This window comes from Saccharopolyspora elongata (assembly GCF_004348985.1).
Classification (GTDB): domain Bacteria; phylum Actinomycetota; class Actinomycetes; order Mycobacteriales; family Pseudonocardiaceae; genus Saccharopolyspora; species Saccharopolyspora elongata.
Genome location: NZ_SMKW01000003.1, coordinates 69961 through 87793, shown reverse-complemented (window position 1 = coordinate 87793; position 17833 = coordinate 69961). Strand labels below are relative to the sequence as shown.

Here is a 17833-nt window from a genome sequence, read left to right as displayed (position 1 = left end):
CACCAGGTGGGGCGGCGTCCGGCGCCGCCCCACCTGGCGTGCGGTCAGCGGAAGGCTTCGATGTTGTCCTTCGCCCACTCGGCGAAGGTGTGCGCCGGGCGGCCGGTCAGCTCCGCGACGGTGTCGAACAGCTGCGAGTGGATGCCGGTCTCGTCGGCCATGTGCTTCATGATCCCGTCCACCATGCCCGCCGGGTATCCCTCGTTGAGCCACTCCGCGCGGGCCACGCCCGGCGGCACGTTGATGGTGCGGATGGTCCGTCCGGTGACCTCGGCGATGATCGCGACCTGCTCCTCGATGCTGATGGCGTCCGGCCCGGACAGCGAGTACGCCTTGCCCTCGTGGCCGTCGGAGGTCAGCACCGCGACCGCCGAGGCCGCGATGTCGCGCGGGTCGATCGGAGTCTGCTTGACGTGCGCGTAGGGTTCCCGCACGTAGCCTTCCTTGATCGTCTCGGCCCAGGACAGCGCGTTGGTCATGAACTGCCCCGGCCGCAGGAAGGTCCAGCCGACACCGCTGTCGCGGACCACCTGCTCGCCGTGCCGGTGGTAGTCGGTGTGCGGGTCGTCGGCGGCATCGTCCGCCGCGGCGATCACCGAAAGCCGCACCAGGTGCGAGACCCCGCTCCTGCTCGCCGCTTCCGCGACGTGCCCGTCGTAGGTGCGGGTCTCGGGCGCGCCGAAGGTCGGCATCAGCATGAAGACCCGGTCCACGCCTGCGAAGGCGTCCGCCAGCGTCTCCGGCTTGCCGAGATCGCCGCCGACCACCTCGACCGCCGACGAGAACCGCGCGCCCTTCGGATCGCGGGTCAGCGCCCGGACGCCGGCACCGCGCTCGACGAGCTGGCCGACGACCTGGCTGCCCACCGGTCCGGTCGCTCCGATTACCAAGATCATGAAGTTCCTCCTGGGAATGCCGACGAATCCGCGAAGAACGCCGCCCGGACGCGGTGCCGCGATCGGCGGCGCGCAGTTGATTCGGTCGGGTGAACGTTTCATCCATTTTAAAGGCCGGGCGCGCGGATGGCGATGACGCGGTTTATTCCAGATTGCTCAGCTAATCGGCGAGCTGGCGGGACATCTGCGCGATGTGGAAAGCTGCGCGGTGGAGCGGTCGGCGACGAACGCCCGGAATTCATCTGCGTCAATTGCCCGGAGGACACGTGATCTCCCACATTTCCCAGATCGGTGTTTACGTCACCGACCAGGACGCGGCGCTGAGCTTCTACACCGAGAAACTCGGCTTCGAGGTGCGGGAACTGCAGGACGGCGGCGATTTCAAGTGGATCGAGGTCGCCCCGCCAGGCTCGCCGACCACCATCTCGCTGGCCACCAAGGACTTCCCGGTCGGCACCGAATCCAAAATCGGCGGCTTCACCGATATCGCCTTCGAAACCGCGGACATCAAAGCCCTGCACGAAACGCTGAGCCGGCGCGGCGTGCGCTTCACCGTCGAACCGGAGCTGCAGCCCTACGGCAAGTGGTTCGCGGCGTTCGTCGACCAGGACGACAACGAGTTCTTCGTATTCCAGCCGGCCTGAAAGGCGGGCTCCGCGGTCGGTCGATCGCGCCCAGACGGGCAATGCGGAAGAAGAATCCGGGGGCCGCCGGTGCCTACCTTGGCGGCAGGAGCCGACTCCTCGGCGTCGCCGCCGGGTCGGCGCCGTGAGTCAACTCCAGCTCACGAGGAGGCCGGTGCATGACCACCGCAGCGAAGAGCACCCCGGAACGGAACATGGAACTGGTCCGCCACTTCCAGCGCGACTGCATGCACGCCCAGCGCGTGGACCTGATGGACCGGTACCTGGCCCCCGACCTCGTGATCCACCTGCCCAGCGGCGCCGTCCAGCAGGGCCGGGAGAACGCGTTCTCCTGGTTCCTGGAGTGCACCACCTGGTTCACCAGCATCGGCATCGAGGTCAAGATGATGCTCGCCGACGACGACACCGTGTTCCAGCTCATCGAGCTGCACTTCGAGCACACCGGCGAGTACCAGGGGATTCCGGCCACCGGCAAGCGGATCTCCGTTCCCGGCCTGGCCGCGTTCAAGATCCGCGACGGCCTGATCTCCGAGCACTGGGGACTGTACGAAATGGACACCGTCCCGCGCCAGCTCGGCATCGAGGTTCCGACCGCGCAGTGGTAACCGCTGGGAGGCGACGCAGATGACCGCTCGGTTCGTGCCGACGCAAGAGGACGTGACCGCTTTCTACGACCAGTCGATCCCGCTGATCAGCCGAACGGCCGGGCACAACTCGCACAGCGGCTACTGGAGTTCCGCGCAGGACGCCAGCGACCTGCGGCAGGCCTCCGATGCCCTGACCGACGCGCTGATCGAACGCCTGCCGGTCGGCCCGGCCGACCGCGTGCTCGACGTCGGCAGCGGCCTCGGCGGCCCGGCGCTGCGGCTGGCCGGGGCGACCGGCGCCGCGGTCGACGGCATCGACGCCAGCTCGGCGATGATCGCGGAGTCCCGCCGGCGCGCCGACGAAGCCGGCCTGGCCGACCGGGTCCGCTTCACCCAGGCCGACGCGATGGCCGAACTCCCCTTCCCCCCAGGCACTTTCGACGCCGCATGGGTCGTCGAGTCGTTCGTGCACATGGCCGACCGGCAGGCGGCCGTCCAGCAGATCGCACGCGTGCTCAAGCCCGGGGGCCGCCTGGTCCTGACCGACTTCTACGAGCGGTTCCCGTTCACCGGTGATCGGCTGGAGATGAACGAGATGTTCCGCCGGATGACGCTCAACAGCCCGTTCCCCACGATCGCGAGCCTCGCGGACATGGTGCGCGACGCGGGCCTGTATGCGGTCGAGATTGCCGACCTCAGCGAGCAGGTCTCCCGGCACTACCCGGAGATGGTGAAGCTGCTGCGGGAGAAGGAGGCGGAGCTGGCGGGCGACTACGGCGCCGAGGCCATCGCGGCGCTGGAAGCGGTGTGCCGGAACTGCATCGCCACCGGCGAACCGAACTACCTGGTGATGACCGCGCTGCGACCGGCAGCCACCTGAGGCCGCATGCGGCAAGGTCGGAGAAGCCCACCGGTCCCGCCGCCGCGCACGATGGAACCACCACCCGCCCGCCAGCGACCGAGGTGAGCCGACGTGGACACGACCGAGCAGACCAAGCGCGTCGCGCGCGCTTTCTTCGACGCCTGCAACAGCCACGACCTGGACCGGATCATGGACTTCTTCCACCAGGACCTGGTGCACCACGCGCGGCTTTCGGACTACCCGAAGGAAGGCGTCGCGTTCGTCTACGACCTGACCCTGAAGGCCTTTCCCGACCTGCGCTGGAACATCGTGGAGATGGTTGCCGAGGGCGACCGGGTCTGCACGCTCATCCACTACGAGGGCACCCACCGCGGCGACTACCTCGGCCTGGTCGACACGGGCAAGCAGGTGAGCTTCTACTCCATCAACATCGCCCGGGTGCGCGACGGCCGGTTCATCGAACACCGCGGCGTCCTGGACGAACTCCACCTGCTCGCCCAGATCGGCGCGCTGCCGGAACCGTTCCTGGCGCAGATGTCCTGAGAACCGGGTGAACAACATCGGACGGGAGTCACGAGATGTCACAGATCCTGTTAGCGAGCAACGAGAAACCGGCCGTCGAGGAGCTGACCGCCCCGGTCCGCGAGTTCATCGCCGCGGTCAACGCCGACGACCTCCCGGCCGCGATGGACCGCCTGGCCGCGGATTCGGTGCACCACGGGCGGATTTCGAACTACCGCCCGGAGGGCGTGCGGGTGCTGTTCCGGCTGCTGCGCGGGGTGCTCCCGGACCTGCGGTTCGAGATCCGCGACATGCGCGTCGACGGCGACCGGGTGGTGTCGCGCATCGTCGGCACCGGCACGCACACCGGCTCCTACCTGAACAAGCCGCCGACCAACCGCCCGATCGCCTGGGAGAGCGTCGACATCGCCACGGTGGGCCGCGACCAGCACGGCGCGATGGTGATCCTGGAGCGGTTCTGGGACGTCTACGCGGACGCCCGGACCTGGGAGGAGATCGGCTTCATCCCCGCGGTCATGTGCTGACGGGGAGAGAGGGTTGTTCGAAGTCCGAGGGTGGTTCGCGCGGGCGGTGGCGGCAACGCCGCGCCCGCGCGAACCCGTGCCGCGACCGGGGTAGGAGTCGAGGATGGCCACGAACACCGCGCTGCTGTGCGACCGGATGCTGCTGGCGGTGACCGGTTCACCGGCGCTGCTGACGATGCCGCAGACGGTGCTGCTGATGCGGCAGTCGCTGGTTCGGGAACTGCGCGTGATGATGTCCCGATCGGCGTGCCGGTTCCTGCCGCCCTACACGATGCGGCTGTTCGCGGGCGGCTGGGTGCACACCGAGACGCACCGGGCCCGCGACGACGCGCCCATCCCGCACCTGGACCTGACCGACGGCATCGACCTGATGCTGGTCATGCCGGCCACCGCGAACGCGATCGCGAAGGCCGCGCACGGCATCTGCGACGATCTGGTGTCCACCGCGATGGTCGCCAGCACCGCGCCGGTGGTCCTGGTGCCGGCGATGAACGAGGCGATGTGGCGCAGCAGGGCGGTGCAGCGCAACGTGGCGCAGGCCCGGGAACTCGGCTACTCGGTGATCGACCCCGCTATCGGCGTCCAGCTCGCCGACCGCCGCCCGGCGCTGGGCGTGATGCCGCCGCTGGAGCACATCCTCGACCAGCTCATCGACGTCGTCACCGCGGCGAAGGAACGAGGAGGAATCGCGACCGGTGCCTGATGCGCTTCGCGCCGAAGAGCTGCGCAAGAGCTTCGGCGACGTGAAATCGCTGGACGGCCTGGACCTGGCGGCCGCCGAGGGGTCGGTGCTGGGCCTGCTCGGCCCCAACGGGGCGGGCAAGACCACCGCGGTGCGGGTGCTGGCCACGCTGCTCGAACCGGATTCCGGGCAGGCCAGCATCTGCGGGCTGGACGTGGTCGGCCAGGCCCGCCAGGTCCGCCAGCTGATCGGCCTGACCGGCCAGTTCGCCGCCGTGGACGGCATGCTGACCGGGCTCGAGAACCTGGAGCTGATCGGACGGCTCGGGCGGCTCGGCCGCCGCGAAACCCGCCGCCGGGCCCGGGAACTGCTCGACCGGCTCGGCCTCGCCGACGTCGCCGACCGGCAGGTGCGGACCTATTCCGGCGGAATGCAACGCCGCCTCGACCTGGCTGCCAGCATCATCGGCCGGCCCCGCGTGCTGTTCCTGGACGAACCGACCACCGGCCTGGACCTGCCGTCCCGCCGTGCACTGTGGACGGTCATCGACGAACTCGTCGCCGACGGCACGACCATCCTGCTGACCACCCAGTACCTGGAGGAAGCCGACCGGCTCAGCGACCGGATCGTGGTGCTCGACCGAGGCCGCGCCATCACCTCCGGCACCCCCGCCGAGCTGAAGGCCGAACTCGGTGGACCGCGCGTCGAACTGCGGCTGACCGATCCCACCGCGCTGCCGGCCGCCGTGCACGCGCTGCCCGCGCAGGCAGTGCAAGGCAGCCCGCAGCCCGATGAGCACACCGGCACCCTCGTGGTGCCCGTCCGCGCCGACGACGACGCGGTGATCCCGGCTTTGCTGGCCGCACTGCAGGAGAACGGAATCGCGGTCGCCGAACTGGTGTTCCGCCAGCCCACCCTCGACGACGTCTTCCTCGCCGTCACCGGCGCCGGAACCACTGCCGCACCGACGAAAGGACGCACCCCGTGACCCCGGCCGTCCGCGAGCTCACCTGGTGGTGGCTGGACACCTTGCTGCTGACCGGCCGCAGCGTGCGCCGCACCTTCCGCACACCGGACACCATCTTCACGATGACCGCGATGCCGGTCATCTTCTTCGTCTTCTTCGGCTACGTGCTCGGCGGCATGATGCGGCCACCCGGCCAGGACTACCCGACCTACCTGTTCCCGGGCCTGCTGGTCGCCACGATCACCTTCAGCACGATGCCCGCGGTGATCGCGGCCGTCTCGGCGGACCTGCGCAGCGGGATCACCGATCGGTTCCGCGCCCTGCCGACCAGCCCGTCGGCCGTGCTCACCGGGCGCACCGCAGCGGACGGCGCGCGCAACATCATCGGGATCGTGGTACTGGTGCTGCTCGGCGCGATCACCGGCATCGACCTCACCGCACTGGGTTTCGGGCGGGCTGTCGCCGCGCTCGCCCTGCTCCTGCTCTACGGGTTCGCGATGGCCTGGATCGCCGCGTTCCTCGCGGTCGTGACGCGCGGCGGCGAGGCCGCGCAGATGATCGGCACCGCCGTGTCCGGGCCGCTCGGGTTCATCAGTTCCCTTTACGCCACGCCGGAATCCATGCCGTCCTGGCTGCGGATCTTCGCCGAGCACAACCCGGCTTCGCACACCGGCGACGCGCTGCGCGCCTGGCTGGCCGGACAGCCCGCCGGCGCTTCGCCGTGGTACAGCGCGGCTTGGCTGGTCGGCATCATCGCGGTCCTGGGCTGGCTCACCGCGCGCCGCTTCCGGCGCACCACCGCCCGGCCCCCGGAATGAGGACGCACCGCAATTCGTGAGAAGAAAACACCCGCACCCGCTCGGTAGTGTCGCGGTCACTGGTCCCTTTCCCCCGATGACCGTCGTGCCGAACGACGGCAGTTCCGCATCCGCCGAACGCAGGGAGCGCCATGACCGCCCACGATGCCGTCGAATTCGATCCGTTCGCCGCCGAAATGGTCACCGACCCGCATTCCTTCTACCACCGAATGCGGCGCAGCTGCCCCGTTTTCCTCAGCTCCATGTCATCGGACATGTGGATGGTCAGCGACGACGCGAGCCAGGTCTTCGTGGTGACCACCTACGAAGACCTGGCCTTCGTGCTGGAGCACCCGGAGCTGTTCCCCTCCGGCAACAAGACCGGTCCCGAAGACCCGCCCGAGGTCCAGGCCGAACTCGCCCGCGGCCTGCCGAAGGCCACCACGCTCTACGAATCCGACCAGCCCGGGCACACCCGGCTGCGCTCGCTCATCCAGTCCGCGTGGACACCCGGCCGCATCGCCCGCTGGGAACCCCGGATCCGGGAAGCCGCCCGGGAACTCGTCGAAGAACTCGCGCCGCGCGGTTCCGCCGAACTGGTCGAGGACTACTCGGACCGGCTGATGAACACGGCGATCCTGGACTTCATGGGCGTCCCGCGCGAGGACCACGAACGCATCAAGCACTGGGACAAGCTCTGGGTGAAGGTCTTCATCCCCGGGCACCCGCTGGAGGACCAGCGGTCCGCGGCCGCCGAAATCGTGACCTACCAACGGTATCTGGAGGACCTGTTCGAGGAGCGCCGCAGCAACCCCCGGGACGATCTCGCCTCCGCCCTGGTGCACGCCAGGACCGAGGACGGCGAAGCGCTGACCATGCCGGAGCTGGTGTGGGGCCTGATGGAGCTTTACGGCGCCGGCTACGGCAACACCACCGAGGGCCTGGCGAACATCCTCAACCTGCTGCTCGAACGGCGCGAACTCTGGGAGGACCTGCTCGCCGACCCGACCGCGGTGGAGCACGCCGTCGAAGAAGGGCTGCGGCTGGACGGCCCGGTGCAGTGGCTGTCCCGGGAAGCCGCCGCGGACGTCGAGCTGGGCGGCACGAAGATCCCGAAGGGCTCCACGGTGCTGGTCTCCTACGTGGCGGCCAACCGGGACCCGAAGGACTTCCCGGAACCCGATGAGTTCCGCATCCAGCGCCGCGGCGTGAGCACCACGGGCGCCCGGCACGTCGCGCACGGCCGCGGCATCCACTACTGCGTCGGTGCCGGCTGGTCGCGAACCGCGATCCGCATCGGGCTCGAAGAGCTGCTGCAACGCATCCCGGATCTGCGGCTGCAGGACGGCTTCCAGGCCGAATACCACCTGCCAGCGCCGATGATCCGTTGTGTGCAGAGCCTACCGGCGGTGTGGTCGCCACAGGATTGAGCGCTCATCGCCGCGCCTGCGGCCGAATGCGGGGGCACGGATCGCGATCCGTGCCCCCGCCGGCGGAAATGGGCTCACTCCGGAGCGTCCACCTGCAACAGCGAGAACTGGTTCTTGTCCTCATCGGTGAACACCGCGGTCCACCCGAACGGCAACTGCATCGGCGGCTGGGTGAACGGAACACCCCGCGCGCTCAAATCCTCGTACGTCGCCTTGATGTCGCGGGTGACGAACTGCAGACCGGTGAACTCGCGCATCAGATCTTCCTGGTACAGCGGATTGTCCTGCGGGAACAGCACGATGGACGTGCCTCCGCCCGCCACTCCGACCTCGACCCAGCGGATGGGCCCGAACGCGTCGTCGCGCCGGAGTTCCAGACCGAGCTTGTTCGTGTAGAAGTCGACGGCTTTGTCCTGATCGGTTACGAAAATCGTCACGCTGGCCAGCCCTGCGAGCACGGTTTTCCTCCCACCTGACGGCGAACAACGACCATTCATCGGCATTTCCAACCTATTCGAGCCACCCGAACGCGCCCTTCTCCCAAGTTGCCAATGCCCACCGCGAATCGCGGCCGAGACACCGGAGCCCCCCGCGCCCGGCGTATCCTGGGCGGCGCGGTAGCGCGGACCTGGGAAGGACGTGGGGTGACCAGGAGGATCGACGACGCCATCGGGACGGGCCGGGCCGAACTCGCCCAGACCGAGCCGACGTCGGCCGCCACCAGCTGGCACACCGCGGTGGAGCGGGCCGTGCAGCAGATGCGCGAGAACCTCGCCGATCCCCAGTACCTGGCCGACCACGCGCGCGCCGGGCTGTTCAGCCCGTTCCACTTCCACCGGGTGTTCCGCAACGTCACGGCCGCCACGCCGGGCCGGTTCCTGGCTGCGCTGCGGATCGCCGAGGCGCAGCGCCTGCTGATCCGCTCCCCGTTGCGGGTCACCGACATCGCCGCCCGGGTCGGCTATTCGAGCCTGAGCACCTTCACCACCCAGTTCGCCCGCCTGGTGGGCCTGTCACCGCGCCAGTTCCGCGCCATGGCCATCGAGTTCGGCGACCGGCCGCTGGCCGCGCTCGCGGCCCGGGCCCCGGCCGCGCCGTCCGGCCACGACGCGGTGCCCGTCGTCGTCGACGGCGCCGACGACGGCATCCTGTTCGTCGGCCTGTTCCACCACGGGATCCCGCAGGGCGCTCCGGTCAGCTGCGCGGTCCGGCCCACCCCGGGGCCGGTGCGGCTGCGCCGCCCCCGCGACGGCGAGTACCACGTCCTCGCGGTCTGCTTCGACCCGGACGTCCGCATCGCGGAATCGCTGGACCACCGGCACGACTGCCGGGTGGTCGCCGTGGGCTCCATGACGGTGCCCGGCGGGCGGGCCTGCCACCTGCGGCTGCGCCGCCCGCGCCCCACGGACCCACCGGTCGTGCTGGCCCTGCCGCTGCTGGGCTGACGCGCGCGTCAGGAATTGGCCTCGTAGCACTCCCGCAGCAGGGCGACCACCTCGTCGTCCACTCCCGACTCGGCGGTCAGCGCGATGCGCACGTTGCCCTTCGGCAGGCTCTTCGCCGGCAGCAACCGCCCGGCGGGCTGCCTGCCCGGTAAGTGCAACCCGATGTCGAGCCTGGATTTGGTGCTGGGTTTGACGATCGCGAACGTCCGCTTCGGCGACACCAGCGACACGTAGGTCTTGCGGGCCTGGATCGTGACCACGCCGAGGTCCACCACGGCTTCCAGCAGCTCGTCGAACACCGGCCGCAGCGCCTGCCGGTCGGCGAACTGCTCGTCGATGAGCTCCGCCGGATCGGTCCGCATGAACTCGGGGTAGCCGTAGGTCTCGTACACCAGCAGGTCCTGCGAATAGCCCCCGACGCCCTGCTCTCCCAGCCACGCCCGCAACCGCGGTTCCGACGTCGTCCCGGACGCCGCGACCCGCTCCTTCCACTCCGCCAGCCCCGCACCGGTGCGCTGCTCCAGCAAGCCGGCCGCGTGATCCATCATCGACTGCCAGCCGACCAGGTTCATCCCGTCGCGTTGCGCCATGCCGTGCTCACCCTTCCTCGACGCGGACTCCCCACGGTGCCAGATCCGCGCGAGCCGGAGTTCGCCCAGATTGCGGAGCCTAGCGGCGCTCGTAGCGGATCCGGCACGGCGAACCCGGACGGGTGACGCCCAGGTCGACGTCCGGCCGCGGATCCGGCACCGACATGTCCAGCCGGTAGCGCGCCAGCAGCCCGCTCAGCAGCACCTTGGTCTCGTTCGTGCCGAACGCCTGCCCCGGGCACCGGTAGAACCCGCCGCTGAAACCGATCAACGCGTGCGGATTCCGCTTGTCCTCGGCGCGTTCCGGGCCGAACCGGTCCGGGTCGTAGCGCTCGGGATCGGCGAACACCTCCGGCAACCGGTGCGCGACGCTCGGGCACAGCATGGTCAGCCATCCCTCGGGCACCCGGTAGCCGCCGATCTCGTACTCCACCGCTGTCGTGCGCGCATAGTGGCTCATCACCGGCCGCATCCGCAGCGACTCCTTGAACGCGCGCTCCAACCGGGGCAGCCGCGCTCCCGCATGCGGGCACCCCGCAGCGGCACCACCGCGGTCCGCATCGATCTCCGCGACCACCGCATCCAGCTGCGCCGGGTGCTGCAGCAACTGCACCAGCGTCCAGCAGGCCTGCGCGGCGGTGGTGAGGTAGCCGGTGAACAACGTCGCCATCGCCATCCCGACCTGCACGTCCGGCCCTTCGGCCCGCAGTGCCGCGTCGTCGACCAGCGACTGCAGGAAGTCGTCGTAGCCGCCCGCACGGGCCCGCTCGGCGAGGACCGGCCGCAGCATCTCGCCGAGCCGCCGCCGCGCCCGGTCCCGGCGGCGGAAGCGGGGCAACGGCAGGTTCGGCGGCAGGATGAACTCCATGCCCCGGGCCAGGTCCACCAGCAGCGGCCGGAACTCGTCGATCCGCGCCCGGATCTCCGGGCCGAGCAGCGCGCCGGCGGCGATGCGCATCACCAGCGGCTCGAAGGTGTCCCACAGCTCGAATTCGCCCGACCGCCCCAAACCGGTCAGCCACCGCTCGGTCTCCTCGGCCATCACCTCGGTGTACGCGGCGAGCCGGCCGCCCTGGAACGCCGACTGCAGCATCGACACGTGCCGGCGCCGCCGCTCGGTGTCGGTCGCCGCCATCAGCAGATCGCCGAACATCGGGACGGTGAACCGGTAGATCTCCGGCACCGAGAGCTTCCGGTCCACCTCCCGGAAGAAGAACTCGTGGTGCTCGGGCCCGATCAGCATGACCCCCTTCATCGGCCCGAGCCGGATCGTGAAGATCGGCCCGTGCTCCCGGTAGGCCCGCATGAACGTCGCGTGCTGGTCCTTGCGCCACTCGAGGAAACTGCCGAGCAGCGGCAGTCCGCGCACTTCGGGCGGGAGCGCCGGTTCGACGGCGGCAGTGGACACGACGACCTCCTGATCAGATCCGGAACTCGAACATCTGCCGCAGTTGCCGGAGCTGGGCGCGCTGCGGCGCGTGGCTGAGCATCCATTCCCGCAGCCGCCCGGCCACCGGCCCCGGCCAGCCACCTATCCGCGCCAGCATCCGGGCCTGCGACGTCGCCGCGTTCGCGCGCCCCCGCCGCTGCCGCTCGTACGCCCGCAACGCTTCGGGCACGCTCGGCGTCGCGGCCAGGCGGGCCGCGAGCACCGCGGCGTCCTCGAACGCCTGCGAGGTGCCCTGGCCCATGTTCGGCATGCTCGGGTGCGCAGCGTCGCCGACCAGCGCGACCCGGCCGCGGCTCCAGGCGCGCAACGGGCGGCAATCGAAGATCTCGGTAGCCACCACCTGCGCCGGATCGGTGGCCCGCAGCAGCTCCGGGATCGGCTCGTGCCAGTCCCCGAACCGCCGCAGCAGCCAATCCGCACCGCCCTGCCGCGCATCGGCGAAGGGCGCGGAGGCGAACCAGTACACCCGGTCTTCGGCGAGCTTCCAGATGCCGAACGCGTCCGCCCCGCCCATCGAGAGCAGGCCGGGCGTTTCCGGGAGCCCGAACGGGATGGTGGCCCGCCAGACGACGACCCCGCAGTGCCGCAACCGCCGCCCCAGCCCGGCGGATTCCCGCACGACGGACCGAATACCGTCGGCTCCCACCACCAGGTCCGCCCGCACCTCGCTGCCATCGGCGAACTCCGCCACGGCGTGCTCGCCGGCGTCGCGCACCCCGACGCAGCGCGCCCCGAACCGCACCGCTTCGGGATCGAGCAGCCCGCGAAGCGCGGCCAGCAGCTCGGTGCGGTGCACCGCCATACCGTTGCCGCCGACGGATTTCATCGCCTGCTCGGAGACCTCGTAGAGCGTCCGGCCATCCGCCGCGCGCATCGCCATCCCAGCCGCCGGATGGGCCCGTCCGCGCACCGCGTAGCCGGCGCCGAAGGCGTCCAGGGCGGCGAATCCGTTCGGCCACAGCGTCAGGCCGTTGCCGTGGCGGCGGAGCGCTTCGACCCGCTCGTACGCGACGGCCTCCAGGCCCGCCCGGCGCAGCGCGATCGTGGTCGCCAGCCCGGCGGGCCCGGCGCCGATGACGGCGACCTGTGGTCGGCCGGTCATGCCAGGATCGTGGTGAGCAGGTCGTCCGGCACCAGTCCGAGCTGGTTGAGGAAGTGCAGCTCGTCCATCACGTTGTAGTGCTCGACGATCTTGCCGTCGACGATCCGGACCTGGCCCATCACCTGCACCCGGACCCGCCGGCCGGTGGCCCGGACGCCCTGGAAGTCGTGCTGGTGCGTGCAGGTCGCGGTCATCCGCACGAACAGCCGGTCGCCGTCGGCGGCGAGCTCCTCGATCTCGAAGGCGAGGTCCGGGAACGCGGCGCGGAATCCGCCCATCAGCTCGGCGACCTCGTCGCGGCCGTAGGTGCCGAACCGGCCGTGGTGGACCATCTCGGGCGACCAGACCCGGAGCACCTCCTCCTGGTCGCCCCGGTTCATCGCGGCGACGAACCGGCGGAACATCCGCTCGTTGTCCTCTTCGACCATCGGGCACCTCCGTGCGGTGGAACCGGCGACGTGGGAGAACTCGTGCTCGACGATATGGCGACGCGGTGGTGGCGTTCTTCTCGCGCCTTGCCCGATCGACCCGAAGGTTGATTTCGATCGACACTGAAGCATTCGCAGACATGAAAGTTGTTCACCGAGCGTAGGGTGGCGGCATGGCCGAACCCGTCATGTTGATCACCGGCGCGTCGCGCGGCATCGGCGCGGCCACCGCCCGCGCCGCCGCAGCGGCCGGTTACCGCCTCGCCCTGCTCGCCCGCTCCGCGGACTCCCTGGCCCCGCTGGTCGACGAGCTGGGCGACGACGCGCTCGCCCTGCCCTGCGACATCGCCGACTGGCCCGCGCTCTCCGCCGCCGTGCAACGCGTCGAGGACCATTTCGGGCGCCTGGACGCGGCGTTCGCCAACGCCGGGCTGAGCATGGAGACGTCGTTCCTGGGCAACGGCGGCGCGGACCCCGAGCAGTGGCGCGACATGGTCCTGACGAACGTCTACGGCGCCGCCATCACCGCCCGCGCGGCGCTACCGGCGCTCACCCGGACGAGCGGCCACCTGCTGCTGACCGGCTCGAACGCCGGCCGCGGCATCCGCCCCGGGAACCTCTACTCCGCGACCAAGTGGGCGGTCACGGGCCTGGCGCAGAACATCCGCGCCGAATGCGTGGGCACCGGCGTCCGGGTCACCCTCGTCCAGCCGGGCATGGTCGAGACCGAGATGACCGCGTCCACCCAGGACGTCCCGAAGCTCCGCGCGGAGGACATCGCCAATGCCGTCCTCTACGCCCTCCGCCAGCCCCCTGGCGTCGACGTCAACGAAGTGGTCATCCGCCCGGTCGGCCAGGACCCGTACCGCTGAGCCCCGCCGCAGAAGAGGCGCCCCGCACCGAGCTGCTCGGTGCGGGGCGCCTTCGTCCGGAAGCGCCGGTCACAGCGAACTGATCAGGCGCTCCACCCGCTCGTCGACCGCCCGGAACGGGTCCTTGCACAGGACGGTCCGCTGCGCCTGGTCGTTGAGCTTCAGGTGCACCCAGTCCACCGTGAAGTCCCGGCCCGCGGCCTGCGCGGCGGCGATGAAGTCACCGCGCAGCTTCGCCCGCGTGCTCTGCGGCGGCGTGTCCTTGGCCGCCTCGATCTCGCCGTCCTCGGTCGCCCGGTCCACCAGGTCCTTGCGCTGCAGCATGTCGAACAGCCCGCGACCCTGGCGGATGTCGTGGTAGGCGAGGTCGAGCTGGGCGATGCGCGGACTGGACAGCTCCAGGCCGTGCTTGTTGCGGTACCGCTCCAGCAGCCGGTGCTTGATCGCCCAGTCGATCTCCCGGTCGATCAGCGAGAAGTCCTGCTGCTCGATCGCGTCCAGCGTCCGGCCCCACAACTCCAGGATCCGCTCGGTCATCGGGTCCGAACCGCGCCGCGCCACGTGGTCGACCGCCCGGCCGTAGTACTCCCGCTGGATGTCCAGCGCGGACGCCTCCCGGCCGCCGGCCAGCCGCACCGTGCGCCGCCCGGTGAGGTCGTGGCTGATCTCCCGGATCGCGCGGATCGGGTTGTCCAGGCTGAAGTCCCGGAACTGCACGCCCTGCTCGACCATCTCCAGCACCAGGTTCGCCGAGCCCACCTTGAGCAGCGTGGTCACCTCGGACATGTTGGAGTCGCCGACGATGACGTGCAGCCGCCGGTACCGCTCGGCGTCGGCGTGCGGCTCGTCGCGGGTGTTGATGATCGGCCGCGAGCGGGTCGTCGCGCTGGAGACGCCCTCCCAGATGTGCTCGGCGCGCTGCGACAGGCAGTACACCGCGCCGCGCGGGGTCTGCAGCACCTTCCCGGCGCCGCAGATGAGCTGGCGGGTCACCAGGAACGGCAGCAGCACGTCGGCGATCCGGGAGAACTCCCCGGACCGGCCGACCAGGTAGTTCTCGTGGCAGCCGTAGGAGTTGCCCGCCGAGTCGGTGTTGTTCTTGAACAGGAAGATGTCCCCGCCGATGCCCTCGTCGGACAACCGGCGTTCGGCGTCGATGAGCAGGTCCTCCAGGATCCGCTCGCCCGCCTTGTCGTGGGTGACGAGCTGGACGAGGTCGTCGCATTCCGCCGTGGCGTACTCCGGATGCGAGCCCACGTCGAGGTAGAGCCGGGCCCCGTTGCGGAGGAAGACGTTCGACGACCTTCCCCACGACACGACCCGCCGGAACAGGTACCTGGCCACCTCGTCCGGGGACAGTCGCCGCTGCCCGTGGAACGTGCAGGTGACCCCGAACTCGGTTTCGATGCCGAAGATCCGCCGCTGCATGCTTCCACACTAGGCGCAAACAGGGCTTCTCGGCGGTCCGCCGTTCGGGCACCGGTAGTGCGTTTCTCACGCGGGACCGGTTGCACCGCGTCATCACGCCCACGGGCCGGCCCGGCGCAGCCCGGCGCGCGGCGGCCGCCAAGCCGACCCGCATCGCACCAGAGGTGCTCAACGGCACCAGAAACCACAGCATCTTGTGGCCGCCAACCGGATCCGGGCCCGGCACGAGCGGCGGGCGGCCGTCCGGGGAGCCCGGACAGCGGTGGAGGGCACCTCCTCGCCGGAAGATGCCCTCCACCCGTGGCCGAGAGGACTACTTGTCCTTCTTGGTCTCGTCCTCGGAATCGCCGTCCGCGGATTCCGCTTCGGACTCCGGCTCCTTCGCCGGGAGCAGCGCCGTCAGCGCCGCGCCCTGGATGCGGCGGAAGGTGCGGTGCGGCCGGGCGCGGTCGAGCACCGCCACCTCGAGCTGGCCCATGCCCAGCTCTCGGGTGCTGTCCCCGCTCGAGGACAGCGCCTCGACCGCGAGCTTCGTCGCGTCGGCCAGTTCCAGGCCGTCGCTGAACGAATCCTTCAGCGTGCTCGCGATCGCCTCGGCCTGGCCGCCCATCACGACGTACTGCGGCTCGTCCACGATGGACCCGTCGTAGGTCAACCGGTACAGCTGGTCCGTCTCGGCGGTGAAACCGACCTCCGCCACGCAGATCTCCACCTCGAACGGCTTGATCTGCTCGGTGAAGATCGCGCCGAGGTGCTGGGCGTAGGTGTTGGCCAGCGACCGGCCGGTGACGTCGCGGCGGTCGTAGGAATACCCGCGGACGTCGGCGATGCGCACGCCGGCCACCCGCAGCGCCTCGAACTCGCTGTAGCGGCCCACCGCCGCGAATCCGATGCGGTCATAGATCTCGGAGACCTTGTGCAGCGTCGGAGACGGGTTCTCGGCGACGAACAGCACGCCACCGGCGTACTTCAGCACCACCACGCTGCGGCCCCGCGCGATGCCCTTACGGGCCAGCTCGGAACGCTCCCGCATCAACTGCTCGGGAGAGGTGTAGAACGGCATCGTCACGGCTGTGCACTCCTGGTTCGAATCTGCTCGCTCGGGCAGGCGTGATCGGGGCCCGGCGGCACCGGGCCGCGGCGTCAGCCGCCGGGGTTCTCCAACCGGCCGTTGATCACCTCGGTGGCGACCTCGGCCGTCCGCTCCTCGGGCACCCGCACGGCGCCGTCCGCGGCGGTGATGGTGATGACCGACGGGAAGATGCGCCGGGACACGTCGGGACCGCCGGTGGCGGAGTCGTCGTCCGCCGCGTCGTAGAGGGCCTCGACGGCCGCGCGCACGGCGGTGTCGGCGTCGGCGTCCGGGTCGTAGCGCTTCTTCAGCGCCGACTTCGCGAACAGCGAACCCGAACCGACCGCGTGGTAACCGCCGACCTCGTCGTACCGGCCGCCGACGACGTCGTAGGAGACGATCCGGCCGCCCCGCTCGGGGTCGTCGGCGTCGAGGTCGTACCCGGCGAACAGCGGCACCACCGCCAGGCCCTGCATCGCGGCCTGGAGGTTGCCGCGCAGCATGTTGGCCAGCCGGTTCGCCTTGCCGTCCAACGAGAGCGAGACGCCTTCGAGCTTTTCGTAGTGCTCCAGCTCCACCGCGTACAGCTTGACGAGCTCCTGCGCGACCCCGGCGGTGCCCGCGATGCCGACGGCCGAGTAGGCGTCGGTGACGAACAGCTTCTCCATGTCCCGCTGGGCGATCAGGTTGCCCATGGTGGCTCGGCGGTCACCGGCCAGCAGGACGCCGCCGCGGAAGGTCACCGCGACGATCGTGGTGCCGTGCGGGGCCTGCACGGTGCCTTCCGGCGCCCTGCGGCCGCCCGGCAGCAGTTCGGGCGCGGTCGCGCGGAGGAAGTCGGTGAACGAGTAAGACCCCGGCGTGAGGTAGGCGGCGGGCAGGGCCTGGCCCGAGCTCGGATCCATCAGCGACATCGTCTCCCGATCGAAGGGCTTTCGACTTCAACAGCACTTTAGTCATGATCCGGCGCGCAGCCGACAACGCCGGGCCGGAGTTTCCGGCCCGGCGTCGACGTCACGACCGGGCCCGCCGGGCTACTGGCCGCCCTTCTGCACGTAGGCGCGGACGAAGTCCTCGGCGTTCTCCTCCAGGACGTCGTCGATCTCGTCCAGGATGGCGTCGACGTCCTCGCCGAGCTTTTCGCGACGTTCCTGACCGGCGGCCTCCGGACCCTGCTCTTCGTCGCCTTCGCCGCCGCCGTGCCGCTGAACCTTTTCCTGGGACATCTTGCCTCCCGGTGCTCGCCTTTCGGATGTTCTCCCGGCAGTGGGGACACCCTGCTGTGAACACTACCCATCCGACACCCGTTCGCCCACGTCCAGCCGGGCGTCATTTCGATCATCCACACCGGGCTGACGTGCACGAAACGTGTTCACCGGCCGGTTCGCGTTCGGGACACCAACGCGAACCCGTGCTGGCCGTCAGGCAAGCGGCGCCAGCCGCTTTTCGCCACGCACGCAGATGGACCACCCGCGGGTTCTCAGCCTGTGCCCACCCCGTAAGGGGCTCTCTGCGAGGACCTGCCCCGATGCCGC

At 70.2% G+C, this 17833-nt stretch carries 21 protein-coding genes; 11 read left to right on the top strand and 10 right to left on the bottom strand.

Annotated features, from left to right (window positions below; translation table 11 throughout):
• Positions 1-44: 44 nt before the first annotated feature.
• Entirely contained in the window at positions 45-896 is an 852-nt protein-coding gene (locus tag E1288_RS03475) for an NAD(P)H-binding protein (RefSeq protein WP_132480592.1), read from the bottom strand.
• Positions 897-1162: 266 nt separating this feature from the next.
• Between E1288_RS03475 and E1288_RS03470 the strand changes: the two genes are divergently transcribed.
• The 9 genes from E1288_RS03470 (at position 1163) to E1288_RS03430 (ending at position 7911) form a co-directional block, all read left to right on the top strand.
• Entirely contained in the window at positions 1163-1540 is a 378-nt protein-coding gene (locus E1288_RS03470; RefSeq protein WP_132480589.1) for a VOC family protein, read from the top strand.
• Positions 1541-1698: 158 nt separating this feature from the next.
• The gene (locus tag E1288_RS03465) at positions 1699-2145 is read left to right on the top strand and encodes an ester cyclase (RefSeq protein WP_132480586.1); all 447 of its coding nucleotides are present in this window, start codon (positions 1699-1701) and stop codon (positions 2143-2145) included.
• A 19-nt stretch (positions 2146-2164) separates the two neighbouring features.
• Positions 2165-3007 (top strand): SAM-dependent methyltransferase, encoded by an 843-nt coding sequence (locus E1288_RS03460; RefSeq protein WP_132480583.1) that lies wholly within the window; start codon positions 2165-2167, stop codon positions 3005-3007.
• A gap of 93 nt (positions 3008-3100) precedes the next feature.
• Positions 3101-3532 carry an ester cyclase gene (locus E1288_RS03455; RefSeq protein ID WP_132480580.1) on the top strand — a complete coding sequence of 144 codons (432 nt, stop codon included), beginning with the start codon at positions 3101-3103 and terminating at the stop codon, positions 3530-3532.
• 35 nt (positions 3533-3567) lie between these two features.
• Positions 3568-4035 carry an ester cyclase gene (locus tag E1288_RS03450; protein WP_132480577.1) on the top strand — a complete coding sequence of 156 codons (468 nt, stop codon included), beginning with the start codon at positions 3568-3570 and terminating at the stop codon, positions 4033-4035.
• A gap of 103 nt (positions 4036-4138) precedes the next feature.
• Positions 4139-4738, top strand: a complete 600-nt coding sequence (locus E1288_RS03445; RefSeq protein WP_132480574.1) for a flavoprotein — start codon at positions 4139-4141, stop codon at positions 4736-4738.
• Positions 4731-5705: an ATP-binding cassette domain-containing protein gene (locus tag E1288_RS03440; protein WP_132480571.1), complete on the top strand. Its 975-nt coding sequence runs from the start codon at positions 4731-4733 to the stop codon at positions 5703-5705. Before E1288_RS03445 ends, E1288_RS03440 begins: the two co-directional genes overlap by 8 nt.
• Entirely contained in the window at positions 5702-6502 is an 801-nt protein-coding gene (locus E1288_RS03435; protein ID WP_132480568.1) for an ABC transporter permease, read from the top strand. The genes E1288_RS03440 and E1288_RS03435 overlap by 4 nt, the downstream gene beginning before the upstream one ends.
• 131 nt (positions 6503-6633) lie before the next feature.
• Positions 6634-7911: a cytochrome P450 gene (locus E1288_RS03430; protein ID WP_132480565.1), complete on the top strand. Its 1278-nt coding sequence runs from the start codon at positions 6634-6636 to the stop codon at positions 7909-7911.
• A 74-nt stretch (positions 7912-7985) separates the two neighbouring features.
• Here the strand turns inward: E1288_RS03430 and E1288_RS03425 are convergent, their stop codons facing one another.
• Positions 7986-8348: a VOC family protein gene (locus tag E1288_RS03425; protein ID WP_165967968.1), complete on the bottom strand. Its 363-nt coding sequence runs from the start codon at positions 8346-8348 to the stop codon at positions 7986-7988.
• Between the two features lie 207 nt (positions 8349-8555).
• Between E1288_RS03425 and E1288_RS03420 the strand changes: the two genes are divergently transcribed.
• Positions 8556-9356: a helix-turn-helix transcriptional regulator gene (locus E1288_RS03420; protein ID WP_165967967.1), complete on the top strand. Its 801-nt coding sequence runs from the start codon at positions 8556-8558 to the stop codon at positions 9354-9356.
• A gap of 8 nt (positions 9357-9364) precedes the next feature.
• On the opposite strand, the gene E1288_RS03415 is transcribed toward E1288_RS03420, so the two are convergent.
• The 4 genes from E1288_RS03415 to E1288_RS03400 all read right to left on the bottom strand — a co-directional run bounded on the left by E1288_RS03415 (position 9365) and on the right by E1288_RS03400 (position 12926).
• A complete protein-coding gene (locus E1288_RS03415; RefSeq protein WP_235883311.1) occupies positions 9365-9946 on the bottom strand; it encodes a DUF5655 domain-containing protein in 582 nt (193 codons plus the stop codon).
• A gap of 79 nt (positions 9947-10025) precedes the next feature.
• Positions 10026-11354: a cytochrome P450 gene (locus tag E1288_RS03410; RefSeq protein WP_165967966.1), complete on the bottom strand. Its 1329-nt coding sequence runs from the start codon at positions 11352-11354 to the stop codon at positions 10026-10028.
• A gap of 13 nt (positions 11355-11367) precedes the next feature.
• Positions 11368-12498 carry an FAD-dependent oxidoreductase gene (locus E1288_RS03405; RefSeq protein WP_132480553.1) on the bottom strand — a complete coding sequence of 377 codons (1131 nt, stop codon included), beginning with the start codon at positions 12496-12498 and terminating at the stop codon, positions 11368-11370.
• Complete coding sequence (locus E1288_RS03400; RefSeq protein WP_165967965.1) at positions 12495-12926, bottom strand: ester cyclase; 432 nt, start codon at positions 12924-12926, stop codon at positions 12495-12497. Before E1288_RS03400 ends, E1288_RS03405 begins: the two co-directional genes overlap by 4 nt.
• A 173-nt stretch (positions 12927-13099) precedes the next feature.
• On the opposite strand from E1288_RS03400, the gene E1288_RS03395 reads away from it, so the two are divergent.
• Positions 13100-13798 (top strand): SDR family oxidoreductase, encoded by a 699-nt coding sequence (locus E1288_RS03395; RefSeq protein ID WP_132480547.1) that lies wholly within the window; start codon positions 13100-13102, stop codon positions 13796-13798.
• Positions 13799-13867: 69 nt separating this feature from the next.
• Here the strand turns inward: E1288_RS03395 and pafA are convergent, their stop codons facing one another.
• The 4 genes from pafA to E1288_RS03375 all read right to left on the bottom strand — a co-directional run bounded on the left by pafA (position 13868) and on the right by E1288_RS03375 (position 17524).
• Positions 13868-15226: a Pup--protein ligase gene (pafA, locus tag E1288_RS03390; protein WP_132480544.1), complete on the bottom strand. Its 1359-nt coding sequence runs from the start codon at positions 15224-15226 to the stop codon at positions 13868-13870.
• Between the two features lie 313 nt (positions 15227-15539).
• On the bottom strand, positions 15540-16295 hold the full coding sequence (gene prcA / locus E1288_RS03385; RefSeq protein WP_132480541.1) for a proteasome subunit alpha: 756 nt from the start codon (positions 16293-16295) through the stop codon (positions 15540-15542).
• A gap of 74 nt (positions 16296-16369) precedes the next feature.
• Entirely contained in the window at positions 16370-17203 is an 834-nt protein-coding gene (prcB, locus tag E1288_RS03380) for a proteasome subunit beta (RefSeq protein WP_132480538.1), read from the bottom strand.
• Positions 17204-17332: 129 nt separating this feature from the next.
• A complete protein-coding gene (locus E1288_RS03375) occupies positions 17333-17524 on the bottom strand; it encodes a ubiquitin-like protein Pup (protein WP_010310552.1) in 192 nt (63 codons plus the stop codon).
• Between the last annotated feature and the right edge of the window lie 309 nt (positions 17525-17833).

Coding starts and splice junctions, on each gene's coding strand:
- E1288_RS03475 (WP_132480592.1), bottom strand. CDS start 896: ATGATCTTGGTAATCGGAGCGACCGGACCGGTGGGCAGCCAGGTCGTC.
- E1288_RS03465 (WP_132480586.1), top strand. CDS start 1,699: ATGACCACCGCAGCGAAGAGCACCCCGGAACGGAACATGGAACTGGTC.
- E1288_RS03460 (WP_132480583.1), top strand. CDS start 2,165: ATGACCGCTCGGTTCGTGCCGACGCAAGAGGACGTGACCGCTTTCTAC.
- E1288_RS03450 (WP_132480577.1), top strand. CDS start 3,568: ATGTCACAGATCCTGTTAGCGAGCAACGAGAAACCGGCCGTCGAGGAG.
- E1288_RS03445 (WP_132480574.1), top strand. CDS start 4,139: ATGGCCACGAACACCGCGCTGCTGTGCGACCGGATGCTGCTGGCGGTG.
- E1288_RS03430 (WP_132480565.1), top strand. CDS start 6,634: ATGACCGCCCACGATGCCGTCGAATTCGATCCGTTCGCCGCCGAAATG.
- E1288_RS03415 (WP_235883311.1), bottom strand. CDS start 9,946: ATGGCGCAACGCGACGGGATGAACCTGGTCGGCTGGCAGTCGATGATG.
- E1288_RS03405 (WP_132480553.1), bottom strand. CDS start 12,498: ATGACCGGCCGACCACAGGTCGCCGTCATCGGCGCCGGGCCCGCCGGG.
- E1288_RS03400 (WP_165967965.1), bottom strand. CDS start 12,926: ATGGTCGAAGAGGACAACGAGCGGATGTTCCGCCGGTTCGTCGCCGCG.
- E1288_RS03395 (WP_132480547.1), top strand. CDS start 13,100: ATGGCCGAACCCGTCATGTTGATCACCGGCGCGTCGCGCGGCATCGGC.
- pafA (WP_132480544.1), bottom strand. CDS start 15,226: ATGCAGCGGCGGATCTTCGGCATCGAAACCGAGTTCGGGGTCACCTGC.
- prcB (WP_132480538.1), bottom strand. CDS start 17,203: ATGGATCCGAGCTCGGGCCAGGCCCTGCCCGCCGCCTACCTCACGCCG.
- E1288_RS03375 (WP_010310552.1), bottom strand. CDS start 17,524: ATGTCCCAGGAAAAGGTTCAGCGGCACGGCGGCGGCGAAGGCGACGAA.